The sequence below is a fragment of the Pseudomonas sp. 5C2 genome (assembly GCF_034314155.1).
In the GTDB taxonomy this organism is placed as follows: Bacteria; Pseudomonadota; Gammaproteobacteria; order Pseudomonadales; family Pseudomonadaceae; genus Aquipseudomonas.
Map to the genome: position 1 here is coordinate 2,014,222 of NZ_JAVIWH010000003.1, position 15,086 is coordinate 2,029,307.

Sequence of the window (15,086 nt, forward strand, 5' to 3'; positions counted from 1 at the left end):
GGTCAATAACCGTGATTAGCCTGATGAGGAGATAATCTGAGAGTCCGAACCACTGGCCTTTCAAATCATCGACCAGCTGCAGAAATAATAACGATTCTCATTTGCGTGTCAATGCCTGGTCCATAACTAATTTCAACGGATTGACGCCTAGTACCTTTGGGTCGGCGCAAGTGCTTCAAGTTGCTGGTTCAGAGCTTGTTTACGCTCGACGGGGATGTCATTCCAATGCATGTCCAACAGCGCGCCTTCAATGGCATAAAGCAGCACTTTCGATGCTCGAAAACCTCGAGCACGTACCGCTTTGTAAGCGTTCACCGGGCCTAGCCGACGCAAGTCGGAAGCATTATGAATGCCGACGGCATGCAGCCATTGGGCAGACGTCTTGCCGAGGTTTTTCAAGTGTTGCAGTTCATCGTTCATCGAGCCTCCTTGCGATGGCTGAGCACTGCACTGTGTTTGCGGTGTGAGCAAATCTGAAAGGAGTGTAGCGGGCAGTGGCGAAAGCGCGGGCTATTGATACAGCAGGCTAAAGCTCGCTCGGGAAGGCGACATTCGACAGGGGCAAGTTCGGAGGGGGCAGGTATGCGCAGGGGACATGGGCAGCACGATCAGGCCCGCACGATAGAGCGTGCGGGGCCCGATTATCGGGCGATCATTTAGTTCTGTAGCGCAACCGGGTGCCAAAGTTGACAGACATCAGAATTTCATCCGCCGTCAGTTCCGCCGGGAAAAAAGTCCCGGAGATCTGTGCATGGCCAATGCTGGCGCCTTCCAGTGCGGTGTGACGCAGGTCCACTCCGCGTAGATCGGCTGCACGAAAATAGGCATCCGTGAAATCGACACCGGTGGCGTCCAGCCTGCGTAGATCAAGACCGCGGAAATCTCCGCCGACAAGATCGACGGTACCCGTTTTTGGCTTCTGTTCATTGAAGGCCGTGATGTCGTCTTGGTGCAGAAGAGCGTAGAGCGGGGAGTCGAGCTGTTTAGGCTGGCTCATGGGGGCATCTCCTGTTGGAATTGTGGCGCCAGTATAATGCCACTATTTTTGTGCCGTGAAGCATTAACTGCGTCACGGCACAAAGTATCGCTTACAGCCCCGGCAGGCGCTGGCGGATATGGGCAACCAGACCATCAAGATCGCTGCTGTTGTTGGTCTCGACGCGTTTGCTGCGCAGAATCTCATCAGCGCCCAAGGCTTCACGATGGGCCTGTTGAGCTTCAATCACTTCCATGGTCGCGTCGGACGGATCAACATTTTGCGCCTGACGTTGCGCCAGCCAACCCGCGATCACCGCTTGTGGCGCGTTGCAATCTAGGATCAGGAACGGCGCCCCCGAAGCCTCGGCAGCTTTTGCTGCGGCGTCGCGTTGCTCGCGCTTGAGGTAGGTCGCGTCAATCACGACCGGGAAGCCTGCGCGCAATACGTTGTCAGCCAGTTGATGCAGGTGGGTATAGGTGGCAACGCTGGCGTCGGCACTATAAATACCGCCGTTCTCGCTGTGCTTGCCGAAAAGACGTTTACGTTCGACGTCAGAGCGTAAGCGAATCGCGCCCAATGCTTCCACCAGACGCATGGCTACGTGGCTCTTGCCGACGGCGGAAACACCGTGGGTAATGACCAGAAACCGCGATGGGATGGCGCTGTAGCTTTCTGCCAGGTTGGCGTAATTGCGGTATTGGCGCAGGGTGCTGGCGCGTTGCACGGGATCGGCGTGCTCTGGCAGGCTGAACAATGCAACCTTGGCACGGACCAGTGCACGATAGGCTTTGTAGAAATTCAGCAGTTCCAGGCCCTGATAATCGCCGGTCAGTTCCAGGTACTGGCTGATGAAGCGCCGTGACAGTGATTTCAGGCCGCGGTCTTCCAGGTCCATGGCCAGGAACGCGATGTCGGCATAGACATCAGTCAGGCGGAAGGGCTCGTTGAATTCAATGCAGTCGAAAATCACCACCTTGCCGTCGATCAGCGTGGCGTTTCCCAAGTGAATATCGCCATGGCACTCGCGAATGAAACCTGCCGCCTTGCGCTGTGCGAAAAGGTCTTTGAGTCGCTCGAAGCTGGACTCAGCCCACGCCTGGAGCGCGTCCAGTTGCTGCAGGTCAGCCTTGTCACTGATCAACGGGCGGATTTGTTCGAAATTTTGCAGGACCGGCGCCATCACGCTTTCAGGTGCGCCAAGCGCATGTTCCTGTGGGACGTGCGGTGCGTTGATGTGGAACTCTGCAATCTGCCTGGCCATCTCGTCGATGTGCGACGGCGTCAATTCGCCATTGGCCTGCAGCGTGCTGAGCAACTGGCTTTGTGGGAACTGGCGCATTTTAAGTGCGTACTCGATGACCTCGCCATCGCCGCCCAGTTGCGGTGCTTCAACGCTGCCGGTAATCGGCAAGACATCCAGGTACAAATCGCTAGTCAGACGCTGGTTCAGGCGCAGCTCTTCGCGACAAAAATGCTCGCGTGCCGGCAGGCTGGTGAAATCGAGGAAGCCGAAGTTGACCGGCTTCTTGATTTTGTACGCGTAGGGGCCGGTGAGCAGCACCCACGAGATATGCGTCTCAATGACCTGGAAACCTTCTACCGGATGCGGATAGAGGGCCGGGTTTTGCAGCGCGGCAATCAGGGACTGGCTCACAGGCGATCCTTCAAGGGGTTGAAAATCAAGGCTGCTATTATGGCGATTCATGGCTGCGCTGCAAACCGCCCGAGGGTGCCTGTCGATCGTGAACAAAGTGCGTATAATCCGCCGCCATGACTCGTACCCGCACTCCCCGTACCCCCAAAAAACGCGCCTCTGGCGGTCTTCGCACCTGGTTTGGCTGGGCTTTGAAGCTCGGACTGGTAGGCCTTGTCGTGCTCGCAGGCTTTGCGGTTTATCTCGACGCTATCGTCCAGGAAAAGTTTTCTGGCAAGCGCTGGACGATTCCGGCCAAGGTTTACGCCCGCCCGCTGGAGCTATTCGTCGGACAAAAGCTTTCTCAGGTCGATTTCCTGACTGAACTCGATGCCTTGGGCTATCGCCGTGAAAGCGTCGCCAATGGGCCGGGCGCGGCAGCGGTGAACGGCACCAGGGTCGATCTCAATACCCGTGGTTTCCAGTTTTATGAAGGCACGGACCCTGCACAGCAAGTCAGCGTGCGTTTCTCGGGCGACTATGTGGCCGGGTTATCGGCGACCGATGGCTCGAAATTGTCGGTTGCGCGGCTCGAACCGTTATTGATCGGCGGGCTTTACCCGAAGAATCTCGAAGACCGCATCCTGATCAAGATCGATCAGGCGCCGCCGTATTTGCTCGATACGCTGATCACGGTTGAAGACAGGGATTTTTATCACCATTTCGGTGTGTCGCCAAAGTCGATTGCCCGGGCGTTCTGGGTCAACGCGTCTGCCGGGCAGATGCGTCAGGGCGGCAGTACGCTGACCCAGCAGTTGGTCAAGAACTTCTACCTGAGCAACGAGCGCAGCCTTAACCGGAAACTGACCGAAGCCATGATGGCCTTGCTGCTGGAGGTGCACTACAGCAAGCAGGAAATCCTCGAGGCTTACCTCAACGAGGTCTTCCTTGGGCAGGACGGGCAACGAGCAGTCCACGGTTTCGGTCTCTCCAGCCAGTACTTCTTCAGCCAGCCGCTGTCCGAACTGAAGTTGCATCAGGTAGCGCTGCTGGTCGGCATGGTTAAAGGCCCTTCCTATTACAACCCGCGCCGCTATCCCGAGCGCGCGCTGGAACGCCGCAACCTGGTGCTCGACCTTCTGGAGCAACAGGGCGTGGCGACGCCGGAAGTCGTCGCTGCGGCCAAGAAAATGCCGCTGGGTGTGACCAAGACTGGCAGCCTGGCGGACAGCTCGTTCCCCGGCTTCCTGGACTTGGTCAAACGTCAGTTGCGTGAAGACTATCGCGACGAAGACTTGACCGAAGAAGGTCTGCGCATCTTCACCAGTTTTGATCCGATCCTGCAGATGAAGTCCGAGGCCGCGGTCAACGAAACATTCAAGAAGTTGGCGGGTCGCAAGGGTTCCGAGGATGTGGAGGCGGCAATGGTCGTGACCAATCCGGAAACCGGCGAAGTCCAGGCGTTGGTCGGTAGCCGTCAGGCAGGGTATGCCGGGTTCAACCGGGCAATCGATGCCGTACGGCCGATTGGGTCGCTGGTCAAGCCGGCCATCTATCTCACGGCCCTCGAGCGTCCAAGTCAGTACACGCTGACCAGTTGGGTGTCCGACGAGCCATTTTCGGTCAAGGGTGCAGATGGTCAGATCTGGAAACCTCAGAATTACGACCGCAAGGCGCATGGCAACATTTTCCTGTACCAAGGGTTGGCACATTCCTACAACTTGTCCACGGCCAAACTGGGGCTTGAGCTGGGTGTGCCGAATGTGTTCAAAACCTTGGCCAAGTTGGGTGTGACCCGTGAATGGCCTGCGTATCCGTCGATGTTGCTGGGCGCGGGCGGGCTCAGTCCGATGGAGGTGGCAACCATGTACCAAACCATTGCAAACGGTGGCTTCAATACGCCGATGCGCGGTATTCGCAGCGTACTGACTGCCGAGGGCGAGCCACTCAAGCGTTATCCGTTCCAGATTCAGCAGCGTTTCGATCCGGGCTCGATTTACCTGGTACAGAATGCGATGCAGCGCGTCATGCGCGAAGGCACGGGTAAGTCGGTCTACAGTCAACTGCCGAGCTCTCTGAATCTGGCGGGTAAAACCGGCACTAGTAACGACTCGCGTGACAGTTGGTTCGCGGGTTTCAGTCAGGACTTGCTGGCCGTTGTCTGGCTGGGCCGCGATGATAACGGCAAGACTCCGTTTACCGGTGCCACCGGCGCGTTGCAGATTTGGACAAGCTTCATGCGCAAGGCAGACCCACTTCCATTGGATATGCCGCAGCCGGACAATGTGGTTCAGGTCTGGATCAATGCCAGTACCGGTCAAGGCTCCGATTCAACCTGCCCGAATGCGGTCCAGATGCCGTATATTCGCGGCAGTGAACCGGCACCCGGCGCAGCCTGTGGCGGTGTCAATCCAGCACCGGCCGATGCAGTGATGGATTGGGTCAAGGGCTGGTTGAATTAAGCAAAGAGGATGTGATGTGAATAAGTGGTGGATTCCTGCGGTAACGGCTTTGGCTTTGCTTAATGGCTGTGCCAGCGTGCAGCGTGGCTCAATTCCGGTGGTGGACTCCGGTAGCAAGGTCTCCAACAGTGAGCGTATCCCCGCCAACAACAAGGGCACGTATCGGCCCAATGTTGCCCAGCCTCAGCAGCGGCAAGCGATCCCGCAAGATTCAGGTGTAGTGGTGATGGTGCCTGGCGGTGGTGGTAGTTCTGCGCCGATCCAGAGTTACGCGGCGCCAATCAATACTGCGCCGATCAGCACCAGCCCGATCGATACGTCGCCGATCAGCCCATCGCCGATCAACTCTGCCCCCGTGAATACGGCGCCCGCTAATACCGGCAACTACGGCGCGCCTGCGCCTGTAATGCCGAGCGGTATCCCAAGTGGTGGCGGTTTGTCTGCGGACGAACAGCTGGATGGCCCGGTCTTGTCGTTGCTCACGACGGCTCAGCAGCAACAAGCCAGCGGCGATCTGAATGGCGCGTCGTCGAGCCTTGAGCGTGCCCAGCGTGTGGCGCCCCGTGAGCCGCAAGTGCTTTACCGTCTGGCGCAAGTGCGTCTGGCTCAAGGGGATGCAGCGCAGGCCGAACAGCTCGCTCGCCGTGGCCTGACCTACGCCAATGGGCGGCCAAGTCTGCAGGCAAGCCTGTGGGGTTTGATTGCCCAATCGCGTGAGAAGCAGGGGGATCCGGCTGGCGCAGCAGTGGCCCGCCAAAAAGCCAAGGTCAGCTTCTGATGGATAGGCGCTTCCCTCGGATCGCAGAGCAATTGCTGCTGATCGAGCGTGAACTGCGTGTGCTGGGTTGGTGGAGTGATCTGCCACCCAGTGAGCAGGTGTTGGCCAGTCGCGAGCCTTTTTCCGTGGATACGCTGGAGTTCCACCAGTGGTTGCAGTGGATTTTTCTACCGCGGATGAAAGTCATCCTCGAACAGGATCTACCCTTACCCAATGCGTCGGGTATTCTGGAAATGGCCGAGATGGTCTATGCAAGCCGTCAGGGTGAAGCTCGACAGCTTCAGCAACTGCTGGCGCAGTTCGATCGACTGATCACCGAGGTCAGTTGACGCTCGGCTCTTTGCCTGGCGCGTTTACTGGCAGTTTTCGCTAATGGTTTTTTGGGTTTCGGCTATTCGGGTCTGACGCTCTTCCTCGGTCAAACGCCTCACGTCTCCATTCACTTCCTCACGCAGGCGCGGATTGTTTTGAAGCTGGACCAGATTGGTCCTTACGTCTTCGCAATACTTCGCCCGTTTGGTCTCCTGCACCGCAATCTGTTTTTTGACTTTGCTTTCTATTGCTTTCTGGTCGCCCTGCACGCTGCCTGCCGCCGGGGAAGGGCGGGGAGGGGCTGGCGGAGCCTTCTGCACATCAATCTGTTGCGTCGGCTGCCCGGCTGGCGGTTGCGCATCAAAATGAGTCTGGCCTTGGGCATCGACCCATTTATAGATCTGCCCGGCTTGGCTGGTGGCGCTCACTGTAAACAAAAGAACGGCCGCTAGGGTCCTGTAGCGCATGGTGCCTCCTTCGATGGCTGTGCACCGGCAACCTACCATAAGTGCATGCCAGCAGCCGTCACTCAGTGACTTTTCATGCGGTTAGTCGGAAGAAAGCGCACGGATGACTTGACTTGAAGAGGTCTAATCACAACAATCCAACGTTCGCTGTAGATGGACTGCCAGAAGCAGACCCTCTCGGTAGATCATGAGGCGCACATCCGCGTCGACCTGTAACACCCGCAACGCGTTACCTCGCGCTGGGTGGGAAAGCCCCGCAAACACTTTGGGGACCTCCCAATACTTGCTCAGTCAGTGCTGACGTAGTCGGCGACCACCGTCGCTCATGCTCTGCTAGCAGTAAACCTATTAAGACCCGTCCCTTTTTTGTGGGCGGTATTCTGGCGTTTTAGAGGTGAACAACGTGGAGCTTTTATCTGGCGCTGAAATGGTCGTCCGCTTTTTGCGTGACGAAGGCGTTAAGAATATCTATGGGTACCCTGGTGGTGCCCTCCTGCATATTTACGACGCGCTGTTCAAAGAACCGGCTGTGACTCACATCCTGGTTCGTCATGAGCAAGCAGCAACTCATATGGCTGACGGTTACGCCCGTGCCACCGGTAAAGCCGGTGTGGTACTGGTGACTTCGGGCCCTGGCGCGACCAATGCCATCACTGGCATCGCAACCGCCTACATGGACTCGATCCCGATGGTGATCCTGTCTGGCCAGGTTCCGAGCACCATGGTCGGCACCGACGCGTTCCAAGAGACCGACATGATCGGTATCTCCCGGCCAATCGTGAAGCACAGCTTCATGATCAAAAGCGCTGCGGAAATTCCTGAGGTCCTGAAAAAAGCGTTCTACCTGGCGCAATCCGGCCGTCCTGGTCCGGTGGTGGTTGATATCCCGAAAGATATGACCAACCCGGCCGAGAAGTTCGAATACGTCTTCCCGAAAAAAGCCAAGCTGCGCTCTTATAGCCCGGCTGTGCGTGGTCACTCGGGGCAGATTCGCAAGGCAGTGGAAATGCTGTTGGCGGCCAAGCGGCCGATCATCTACGCAGGCGGCGGCGTCATTCTGGGTCATGGCTCTGCGCCATTGACCGAGCTGGCACAGCTGCTGAACGTACCCGTCACCAATACCTTGATGGGGCTTGGTGCTTACCCGGGCAACGACCGACAGTTTCTCGGCATGCTCGGTATGCACGGCAGTTACACCGCCAACCTGGCCATGCACCATGCTGACGTGATCCTGGCGGTCGGTGCGCGGTTTGATGACCGAGTGATCAACGGCCCGGCAAAATTTTGCCCGAACGCCAAGATCATCCACATCGATATCGATCCGGCTTCGATCTCCAAAACCATCAAGGCCGACGTCCCGATCGTAGGCCCGGTAGAGAGCGTGTTGACCGAAATGGTCGCCACCCTCAAGGACATCGGCGAAACCCCTAACAAGGAGTCGGTTGCCAGTTGGTGGAAGCAGGTCGATGAGTGGCGCGCTGATCGCGATATGTTCCCTTACAACAAGGGTGACGGCAGCATCATCAAGCCTCAGACCGTTATCGAGACGCTCAGCGAAGTCACGCGTGGCGATGCCTACGTGACCTCCGACGTGGGTCAGCACCAGATGTTCGCAGCTCAGTACTATCGCTTCAACAAGCCTAACCGCTGGATCAACTCCGGCGGACTGGGCACCATGGGCTTCGGTTTCCCGGCGGCCATGGGTGTCAAGCTGAACTTTCCAGAAGCGGATGTCGCTTGTGTGACGGGTGAAGGCAGTATCCAGATGAACATCCAGGAGCTGTCCACCTGCCTGCAGTACGACTTGCCGGTGAAGATCATCAACCTGAACAACGGCGCGCTGGGTATGGTGCGTCAGTGGCAGGACATGAACTACGGCGCTCGTCATTCACATTCCTATATGGAGTCCTTGCCGGACTTCGTAAAACTGGCCGAAGCCTATGGTCATGTCGGGATGCGAATCACTGAGTTGAAAGATTTGAAGCCGATGATGGAAGAAGCCTTCGCCATGAAGGACCGCCTGGTGTTCCTTGATATCAAGGTTGATACCAGCGAGCACGTCTACCCGATGCAGATCAAAGACGGCTCCATGCGCGATATGTGGCTGAGCAAGACGGAGCGGACTTAATCATGCGGCACATCATTTCTCTTTTGCTGGAAAACGAACCTGGTGCATTGTCACGGGTTGTTGGTCTGTTTTCGCAGCGCAACTACAACATCGAAAGCCTGACCGTGGCGCCGACTGAAGACCCGACCCTGTCGCGCCTGACGTTGACCACCGTGGGGCACGATGAGGTGATCGAGCAGATCACCAAGAACCTCAATAAATTGATTGAAGTGGTCAAGTTGGTCGATCTGTCTGAAAGCGCGCACATCGAACGCGAGCTGATGCTGGTCAAGGTCAAGGCCACTGGCGCCCAGCGCGCCGAGATCAAGCGCACCACGGATATTTTCCGTGGGCAAATCGTTGACGTATCCAGTAGCGTGTACACCGTGCAACTGACCGGAACGAGCGATAAACTGGACAGCTTCATTCAGGCTATCGGCACTTCGGCGATCCTGGAAACAGTACGCAGTGGCGTGACGGGCATTGCCCGTGGCGACAAAGTGCTGAGCATTTAACTCATTACGCAAATGGCCTGAACGGCCAGGATAACAGGGGAATTTCATGAAAGTTTATTACGACAAAGACTGCGACCTTTCGATCATCCAGGGCAAAAAAGTGGCCATCATCGGTTACGGTTCCCAGGGCCACGCTCAAGCGTGCAACCTGAAAGACTCCGGCGTAGATGTCACTGTTGGTCTGCGCAAGGGTTCGGCTACTGTCGCCAAGGCTGAAGCTCATGGCTTGAAAGTGACTGACGTTGCTTCTGCTGTTGCTGCTGCTGACCTTGTCATGATCCTGACCCCGGATGAATTCCAGTCCCAGTTGTACCGTGACGAAGTCGAGCCGAACCTGAAGAAAGGCGCAACCCTGGCTTTCTCCCACGGCTTCGCGATCCACTACAACCAGGTCGTGCCTCGCGCTGACCTCGACGTGATCATGATCGCGCCGAAAGCACCGGGTCACACCGTGCGCTCCGAGTTCGTCAAAGGCGCAGGTATTCCTGACCTGATCGCTATTTACCAGGATGCATCCGGCAACGCCAAAAACGTCGCACTGTCCTACGCTTCGGGCGTTGGCGGCGGCCGTACCGGTATCATCGAAACCACGTTCAAAGACGAAACCGAAACCGACCTGTTCGGCGAACAAGCCGTTCTGTGCGGCGGTACCGTTGAGCTGGTCAAAGCAGGCTTTGAAACCCTGGTTGAAGCTGGCTACGCGCCGGAAATGGCTTACTTCGAATGCTTGCACGAATTGAAGCTGATCGTTGACCTCATGTACGAAGGCGGTATCGCCAACATGAACTACTCGATCTCGAACAACGCTGAATACGGCGAATACGTGACCGGTCCGGAAGTGATCAACGCCGAATCGCGTCAGGCCATGCGCAACGCCCTGAAACGCATTCAGGATGGTGAGTACGCCAAGATGTTCATCAGCGAAGGTGCCACTGGCTACCCTTCGATGACTGCCAAGCGTCGTAACAACGCTAATCACGGCATCGAAATCATCGGTGAAAAACTGCGCTCCATGATGCCGTGGATTGCAGCGAACAAGATCGTCGACAAAGCCAAGAACTGATCCCTGGTTCCAGGATTTTGTTTTGGAAAAACGCGGCTTCGGCCGCGTTTTTTCGTTTTGGTTGCACGCTTCTGGTATAAAGCTGCATCGTTTGATGACGAACCCTCGTCGCAAACATCTGTCGAAACTCTCCACACCGTTGCAAGGTATTGTCCATGAGCGAACGTCCCGAAGAGCCAAATCAGGCCTCTGACGCCGAAAGCCTGCTACCGATCGATGAGCACATTGAAGAAGGGCATGATGCCGAAGGGCGTAAGGTCCGGCATCGTGGTATCTATCTGCTGCCTAATCTGTTCACTACAGCGAACCTTTTTGCTGGCTTCTATTCCATCATCAGCTCGATGAGTGCGCAGAGCGCGTTGAGTGCTGGCGATCAGGTCGGGGCGAGCAAGTATTTTGCCTTTGCCGCTATCGCCATTTTCGTCGCGATGGTACTCGACGGTCTTGATGGTCGTGTCGCACGCATGACCAATACTCAGAGTGCCTTCGGTGCCGAGTACGACTCGCTCGCCGACATGGTTGCCTTTGGTGTCGCGCCCGCCTTATTGGCGTTTGGCTGGGCATTGGGGGATATGGGCAAGGTCGGCTGGATGGTCGCCTTCATCTATGTCGCCGGTGCTGCGCTGCGTCTGGCACGGTTCAACACTCAGGTCGGCAAGGCCGACAAGCGCTACTTCATTGGCCTGGCCAGTCCGGCTGCGGCGGGTGTTGTGGCGGGAACGGTCTGGGCCTTCAGTGACTACGGCATCCAGGGATCGAAAATGTCGTTTCTGGTTGCTTTGCTGGTGGCTGCCGCTGGCATGCTGATGGTCAGCAATATCAAATACAACAGTTTCAAGGAGTTGGATCTCAAGGGGCGCGTGCCTTTTGTCGCCATTCTTGCCGTCGTATTGGTCTTTGCGGTCGTGTTCAGTGATCCGCCTCGTATCCTCCTGCTCGTGTTCCTTGCCTACGCAGCCTCAGGGCCAGTGCAATATTTGTTACGACTTCGTCGTCACAAATCGGCTGAGTGATCTGCAATTTCTACCATACTCCACAGCCTACTGGTGCATAAGTTCCTCTAGCTGTGGAGTCATCAATGCTAATCAAGCTACCTGCGGCATCCGCCTGTAAAGAGTCGGATGTTACGCCTGAATCATTCTATATCTCCCGTCGCGCATTGCTCGGTAGCTCCATCGCCGGACTGGCCATCAGTGCGCTGCCGCGCTGGGCCAGTGCCGCTGATCCTTCTCCCTATGCGGGGGTAGAACCGGGTTCTGCGCCTGCATGGTTCAACGCAAAACTGCCTGATACCAAATGGCAGGCCGTCACCGTCAAGGGTGAGGCGATTACGCCATTCAAGGACGCAACTCACTACAACAACTTCTATGAGTTCGGGACCGACAAGGGTGACCCTGCGAAAAATGCGGGCACCTTGAAAACCGAGCCGTGGAGTGTGGTGGTCGATGGCGAGGTTGGAAAACCAGGGCGTTATGCGCTCGAAGACTTCATGAAGCCCTATCAACTGGAAGAGCGAATCTACCGACTGCGTTGTGTAGAGGCCTGGTCGATGGTCATCCCCTGGATCGGCTTTCCCATATCGGAATTGCTTAAGCAGGTGGAGCCCACTTCGAAGGCCAAGTACATCCGCTTCGAAACACTTCAAGATCCTAAAAGCATGCCTGGCCAGCGCTCCGGCTTTGCCCTGATCGATTGGCCCTATGTCGAGGCCTTGCGTCTGGATGAGGCGACGAACCCCTTGGCTATTCTTGCGGTGGGTATGTATGGGCGGGATCTGGCCAATCAGAACGGCGCGCCTTTGCGTCTGGTCGTGCCATGGAAGTACGGCTTCAAAAGCGTGAAGTCGATTGTGCGTATCAGTCTGGTCAGCGAGCAGCCAAAAACGACGTGGCAGAGCATCGCGTCGAGTGAATATGGCTTTTACGCCAATGTGAATCCGACTGTGGATCATCCTCGGTGGACGCAAGCGCAAGAGCGACGCCTGCCGAGCGGGTTGTTCAGCCCGAATATCAGGCGGACGGAAATGTTCAATGGTTATGGGGAGGAGGTTGCCTCCTTATATAGCAACCTGGATCTGCGGAAGAACTACTGATGCGTTATCCCTTTTGGCGCGTGGGCGTCTTCGTTGCAGCGTGCGTAGCCCCTATTCTTTGGTTGTATCAGGCCTGGAGCTTTGCTTTGGGGCCTGATCCCGGCAAGATCCTGGTCGATCGCCTGGGGTTGGGTACCTTGATTTTGCTTCTGATCACGTTGGCGATGACTCCGATGCAGCGGTTGAGCGGTTGGGCGGGATGGATCGCGGTCCGTCGGCAGCTTGGATTGTGGTGTTTCGCTTATGTGGTCATGCACCTGAGTGCCTATGCGGTCTTTATCCTCGGGTTGGATTGGGCTCAGTTAGGGGTAGAGCTGATTAAGCGGCCCTACATTATTGTCGGCAGTCTGGCGTTTGTTTGTCTGCTGGCGCTGGCGGTCACTTCCAATCGCTATAGTCAGCGCCGATTAGGCACTCGCTGGAAGAAGCTTCACCGATTGGTTTACGTGATTCTTGGGCTGGGATTGCTGCATATGCTCTGGATAGTTCGCGCAGACCTTAAAGAGTGGGCTGTCTACGCAGTCATTGGAGCATTGCTGTTAGTCCTGCGAATCCCGGCAATTGCTAGGCGTATCCCTCGGTTAAAGGCTCAAAAGGCACCCGCTGTAACAAAGGTCACAATAAGCCCTTGACGCCCCGTCAAATCTGTCTATAATTCGCCCCTCTTCCGGAGCAGATGAAACGGAAAACTCCTTGTAAATCAAAGAGTTATCCAGAGTAAGCGGCGAGGAAGGGGTTTTGATCTTCTGGATCGAAAGCGGTAGAAAAGAGGTGTTGACAGCAGCGTGTAACGCTGTAGAATTCGCCTCCCGCTAACGAGAGACGTGAAGTTGATCGAAGCGCAAGTGGTTGAAGTTGCAAAGGAAACTTTGAAACTTGTTAAAATAACCGCTTGACAGCAACAGGGGCTGCTGTAGAATGCGCGCCTCGGCTGAGACGAAAGATCTCAACCACCCGCTCTTTAACAATTGAATCAAGCAATTCGTGTGGGTGCTTGTGTTGTAAGACTGAAGTCAACTGATTATCAGCATCACAAGTTACTCCGCGAGAAATCAAAGATGTAACCAACGATTGCTGAGCTAAGTTTAGGGTTTTGTCAAAACCCAAAGATGTTTGAACTGAAGAGTTTGATCATGGCTCAGATTGAACGCTGGCGGCAGGCCTAACACATGCAAGTCGAGCGGCAGCACGGGTACTTGTACCTGGTGGCGAGCGGCGGACGGGTGAGTAATACCTAGGAATCTGCCTGGTAGTGGGGGATAACGTTCGGAAACGGACGCTAATACCGCATACGTCCTACGGGAGAAAGCAGGGGACCTTCGGGCCTTGCGCTATCAGATGAGCCTAGGTCGGATTAGCTAGTTGGTGAGGTAATGGCTCACCAAGGCTACGATCCGTAACTGGTCTGAGAGGATGATCAGTCACACTGGAACTGAGACACGGTCCAGACTCCTACGGGAGGCAGCAGTGGGGAATATTGGACAATGGGCGAAAGCCTGATCCAGCCATGCCGCGTGTGTGAAGAAGGTCTTCGGATTGTAAAGCACTTTAAGTTGGGAGGAAGGGCATTAACCTAATACGTTAGTGTTTTGACGTTACCGACAGAATAAGCACCGGCTAACTCTGTGCCAGCAGCCGCGGTAATACAGAGGGTGCAAGCGTTAATCGGAATTACTGGGCGTAAAGCGCGCGTAGGTGGTTCGTTAAGTTGGATGTGAAATCCCCGGGCTCAACCTGGGAACTGCATTCAAAACTGTCGAGCTAGAGTATGGTAGAGGGTGGTGGAATTTCCTGTGTAGCGGTGAAATGCGTAGATATAGGAAGGAACACCAGTGGCGAAGGCGACCACCTGGACTGATACTGACACTGAGGTGCGAAAGCGTGGGGAGCAAACAGGATTAGATACCCTGGTAGTCCACGCCGTAAACGATGTCAACTAGCCGTTGGGAGCCTTGAGCTCTTAGTGGCGCAGCTAACGCATTAAGTTGACCGCCTGGGGAGTACGGCCGCAAGGTTAAAACTCAAATGAATTGACGGGGGCCCGCACAAGCGGTGGAGCATGTGGTTTAATTCGAAGCAACGCGAAGAACCTTACCAGGCCTTGACATCCAATGAATCTGCTAGAGATAGCGGAGTGCCTTCGGGAGCATTGAGACAGGTGCTGCATGGCTGTCGTCAGCTCGTGTCGTGAGATGTTGGGTTAAGTCCCGTAACGAGCGCAACCCTTGTCCTTAGTTACCAGCGCGTAATGGCGGGCACTCTAAGGAGACTGCCGGTGACAAACCGGAGGAAGGTGGGGATGACGTCAAGTCATCATGGCCCTTACGGCCTGGGCTACACACGTGCTACAATGGTCGGTACAGAGGGTCGCCAAGCCGCGAGGTGGAGCTAATCCCAGAAAACCGATCGTAGTCCGGATCGCAGTCTGCAACTCGACTGCGTGAAGTCGGAATCGCTAGTAATCGCGAATCAGAATGTCGCGGTGAATACGTTCCCGGGCCTTGTACACACCGCCCGTCACACCATGGGAGTGGGTTGCACCAGAAGTAGCTAGTCTAACCTTCGGGAGGACGGTTACCACGGTGTGATTCATGACTGGGGTGAAGTCGTAACAAGGTAGCCGTAGGGGAACCTGCGGCTGGATCACCTCCTTAATCGAAGACATCAGCTTCTTCATA

Annotated in this window: 13 protein-coding genes and 1 rRNA gene; 10 read left to right on the top strand and 4 right to left on the bottom strand. The window is 56.0% G+C overall.

Features of this window, described 5'->3' with window-relative positions:
- Window positions 1-147: 147 nt before the first annotated feature.
- The 3 genes from RGU44_RS23790 to RGU44_RS23800 form a co-directional block, all read right to left on the bottom strand.
- The gene (locus tag RGU44_RS23790; protein ID WP_322177847.1) at window positions 148-420 is read right to left on the bottom strand and encodes a TfoX/Sxy family protein; all 273 of its coding nucleotides are present in this window, start codon (window positions 418-420) and stop codon (window positions 148-150) included.
- A gap of 232 nt (window positions 421-652) precedes the next feature.
- Window positions 653-997, bottom strand: coding sequence for a pentapeptide repeat-containing protein (locus RGU44_RS23795; protein ID WP_322177848.1), 345 nt, complete (start codon window positions 995-997; stop codon window positions 653-655).
- 91 nt (window positions 998-1,088) lie between these two features.
- Window positions 1,089-2,633 carry a bifunctional aminoglycoside phosphotransferase/ATP-binding protein gene (locus RGU44_RS23800; protein ID WP_322177849.1) on the bottom strand — a complete coding sequence of 515 codons (1,545 nt, stop codon included), beginning with the start codon at window positions 2,631-2,633 and terminating at the stop codon, window positions 1,089-1,091.
- A gap of 116 nt (window positions 2,634-2,749) precedes the next feature.
- Here RGU44_RS23800 and mrcB point away from each other — a divergent pair, with 116 nt between their 5' ends.
- From mrcB to RGU44_RS23815, 3 genes are read left to right on the top strand one after another with little or no spacing between them, the layout of a single operon-like run.
- Window positions 2,750-5,074 (top strand): penicillin-binding protein 1B, encoded by a 2,325-nt coding sequence (gene mrcB, locus RGU44_RS23805; protein ID WP_322177850.1) that lies wholly within the window; start codon window positions 2,750-2,752, stop codon window positions 5,072-5,074.
- A 16-nt stretch (window positions 5,075-5,090) separates the two neighbouring features.
- Window positions 5,091-5,852, top strand: a complete 762-nt coding sequence (locus tag RGU44_RS23810) for a tetratricopeptide repeat protein (protein WP_322177851.1) — start codon at window positions 5,091-5,093, stop codon at window positions 5,850-5,852.
- Window positions 5,852-6,181: a YqcC family protein gene (locus RGU44_RS23815; protein ID WP_322177852.1), complete on the top strand. Its 330-nt coding sequence runs from the start codon at window positions 5,852-5,854 to the stop codon at window positions 6,179-6,181. The genes RGU44_RS23810 and RGU44_RS23815 overlap by 1 nt, the downstream gene beginning before the upstream one ends.
- Window positions 6,182-6,205: 24 nt before the next feature.
- Here RGU44_RS23815 and RGU44_RS23820 read toward each other — a convergent pair whose 3' ends face one another.
- Window positions 6,206-6,631: a DUF4124 domain-containing protein gene (locus tag RGU44_RS23820; RefSeq protein WP_322177853.1), complete on the bottom strand. Its 426-nt coding sequence runs from the start codon at window positions 6,629-6,631 to the stop codon at window positions 6,206-6,208.
- A 403-nt stretch (window positions 6,632-7,034) separates the two neighbouring features.
- Here RGU44_RS23820 and RGU44_RS23825 point away from each other — a divergent pair, with 403 nt between their 5' ends.
- The 7 genes from RGU44_RS23825 to RGU44_RS23855 all read left to right on the top strand — a co-directional run bounded on the left by RGU44_RS23825 (window position 7,035) and on the right by RGU44_RS23855 (window position 15,062).
- Entirely contained in the window at window positions 7,035-8,759 is a 1,725-nt protein-coding gene (locus tag RGU44_RS23825; protein ID WP_219063790.1) for an acetolactate synthase 3 large subunit, read from the top strand.
- Between the two features lie 2 nt (window positions 8,760-8,761).
- Window positions 8,762-9,253 (top strand): acetolactate synthase small subunit, encoded by a 492-nt coding sequence (gene ilvN / locus RGU44_RS23830; RefSeq protein ID WP_219063789.1) that lies wholly within the window; start codon window positions 8,762-8,764, stop codon window positions 9,251-9,253.
- A 46-nt stretch (window positions 9,254-9,299) separates the two neighbouring features.
- The gene (gene ilvC, locus RGU44_RS23835) at window positions 9,300-10,316 is read left to right on the top strand and encodes a ketol-acid reductoisomerase (protein ID WP_219063788.1); all 1,017 of its coding nucleotides are present in this window, start codon (window positions 9,300-9,302) and stop codon (window positions 10,314-10,316) included.
- Window positions 10,317-10,471: 155 nt separating this feature from the next.
- A complete protein-coding gene (gene pssA, locus RGU44_RS23840) occupies window positions 10,472-11,329 on the top strand; it encodes a CDP-diacylglycerol--serine O-phosphatidyltransferase (protein WP_322177854.1) in 858 nt (285 codons plus the stop codon).
- A 65-nt stretch (window positions 11,330-11,394) separates the two neighbouring features.
- Entirely contained in the window at window positions 11,395-12,408 is a 1,014-nt protein-coding gene (gene msrP / locus RGU44_RS23845; protein WP_322278335.1) for a protein-methionine-sulfoxide reductase catalytic subunit MsrP, read from the top strand.
- Window positions 12,408-13,040 (top strand): protein-methionine-sulfoxide reductase heme-binding subunit MsrQ, encoded by a 633-nt coding sequence (msrQ, locus tag RGU44_RS23850; protein WP_322278337.1) that lies wholly within the window; start codon window positions 12,408-12,410, stop codon window positions 13,038-13,040. The genes msrP and msrQ overlap by 1 nt, the downstream gene beginning before the upstream one ends.
- Before the next feature lie 483 nt (window positions 13,041-13,523).
- Window positions 13,524-15,062: ribosomal RNA gene (locus RGU44_RS23855) — 16S ribosomal RNA — on the top strand.
- Window positions 15,063-15,086 lie beyond the last annotated feature (24 nt).

What these genes read in the sequence shown, in the direction of transcription:
- msrP (WP_322278335.1), top strand. Translation starts at nt 11,395, where the DNA reads ATGCTAATCAAGCTACCTGCGGCATCCGCCTGTAAAGAGTCGGATGTT.
- RGU44_RS23820 (WP_322177853.1), bottom strand. Translation starts at nt 6,631, where the DNA reads ATGCGCTACAGGACCCTAGCGGCCGTTCTTTTGTTTACAGTGAGCGCC.
- pssA (WP_322177854.1), top strand. Translation starts at nt 10,472, where the DNA reads ATGAGCGAACGTCCCGAAGAGCCAAATCAGGCCTCTGACGCCGAAAGC.
- ilvC (WP_219063788.1), top strand. Translation starts at nt 9,300, where the DNA reads ATGAAAGTTTATTACGACAAAGACTGCGACCTTTCGATCATCCAGGGC.
- RGU44_RS23790 (WP_322177847.1), bottom strand. Translation starts at nt 420, where the DNA reads ATGAACGATGAACTGCAACACTTGAAAAACCTCGGCAAGACGTCTGCC.
- ilvN (WP_219063789.1), top strand. Translation starts at nt 8,762, where the DNA reads ATGCGGCACATCATTTCTCTTTTGCTGGAAAACGAACCTGGTGCATTG.
- msrQ (WP_322278337.1), top strand. Translation starts at nt 12,408, where the DNA reads ATGCGTTATCCCTTTTGGCGCGTGGGCGTCTTCGTTGCAGCGTGCGTA.
- mrcB (WP_322177850.1), top strand. Translation starts at nt 2,750, where the DNA reads ATGACTCGTACCCGCACTCCCCGTACCCCCAAAAAACGCGCCTCTGGC.
- RGU44_RS23795 (WP_322177848.1), bottom strand. Translation starts at nt 997, where the DNA reads ATGAGCCAGCCTAAACAGCTCGACTCCCCGCTCTACGCTCTTCTGCAC.
- RGU44_RS23815 (WP_322177852.1), top strand. Translation starts at nt 5,852, where the DNA reads ATGGATAGGCGCTTCCCTCGGATCGCAGAGCAATTGCTGCTGATCGAG.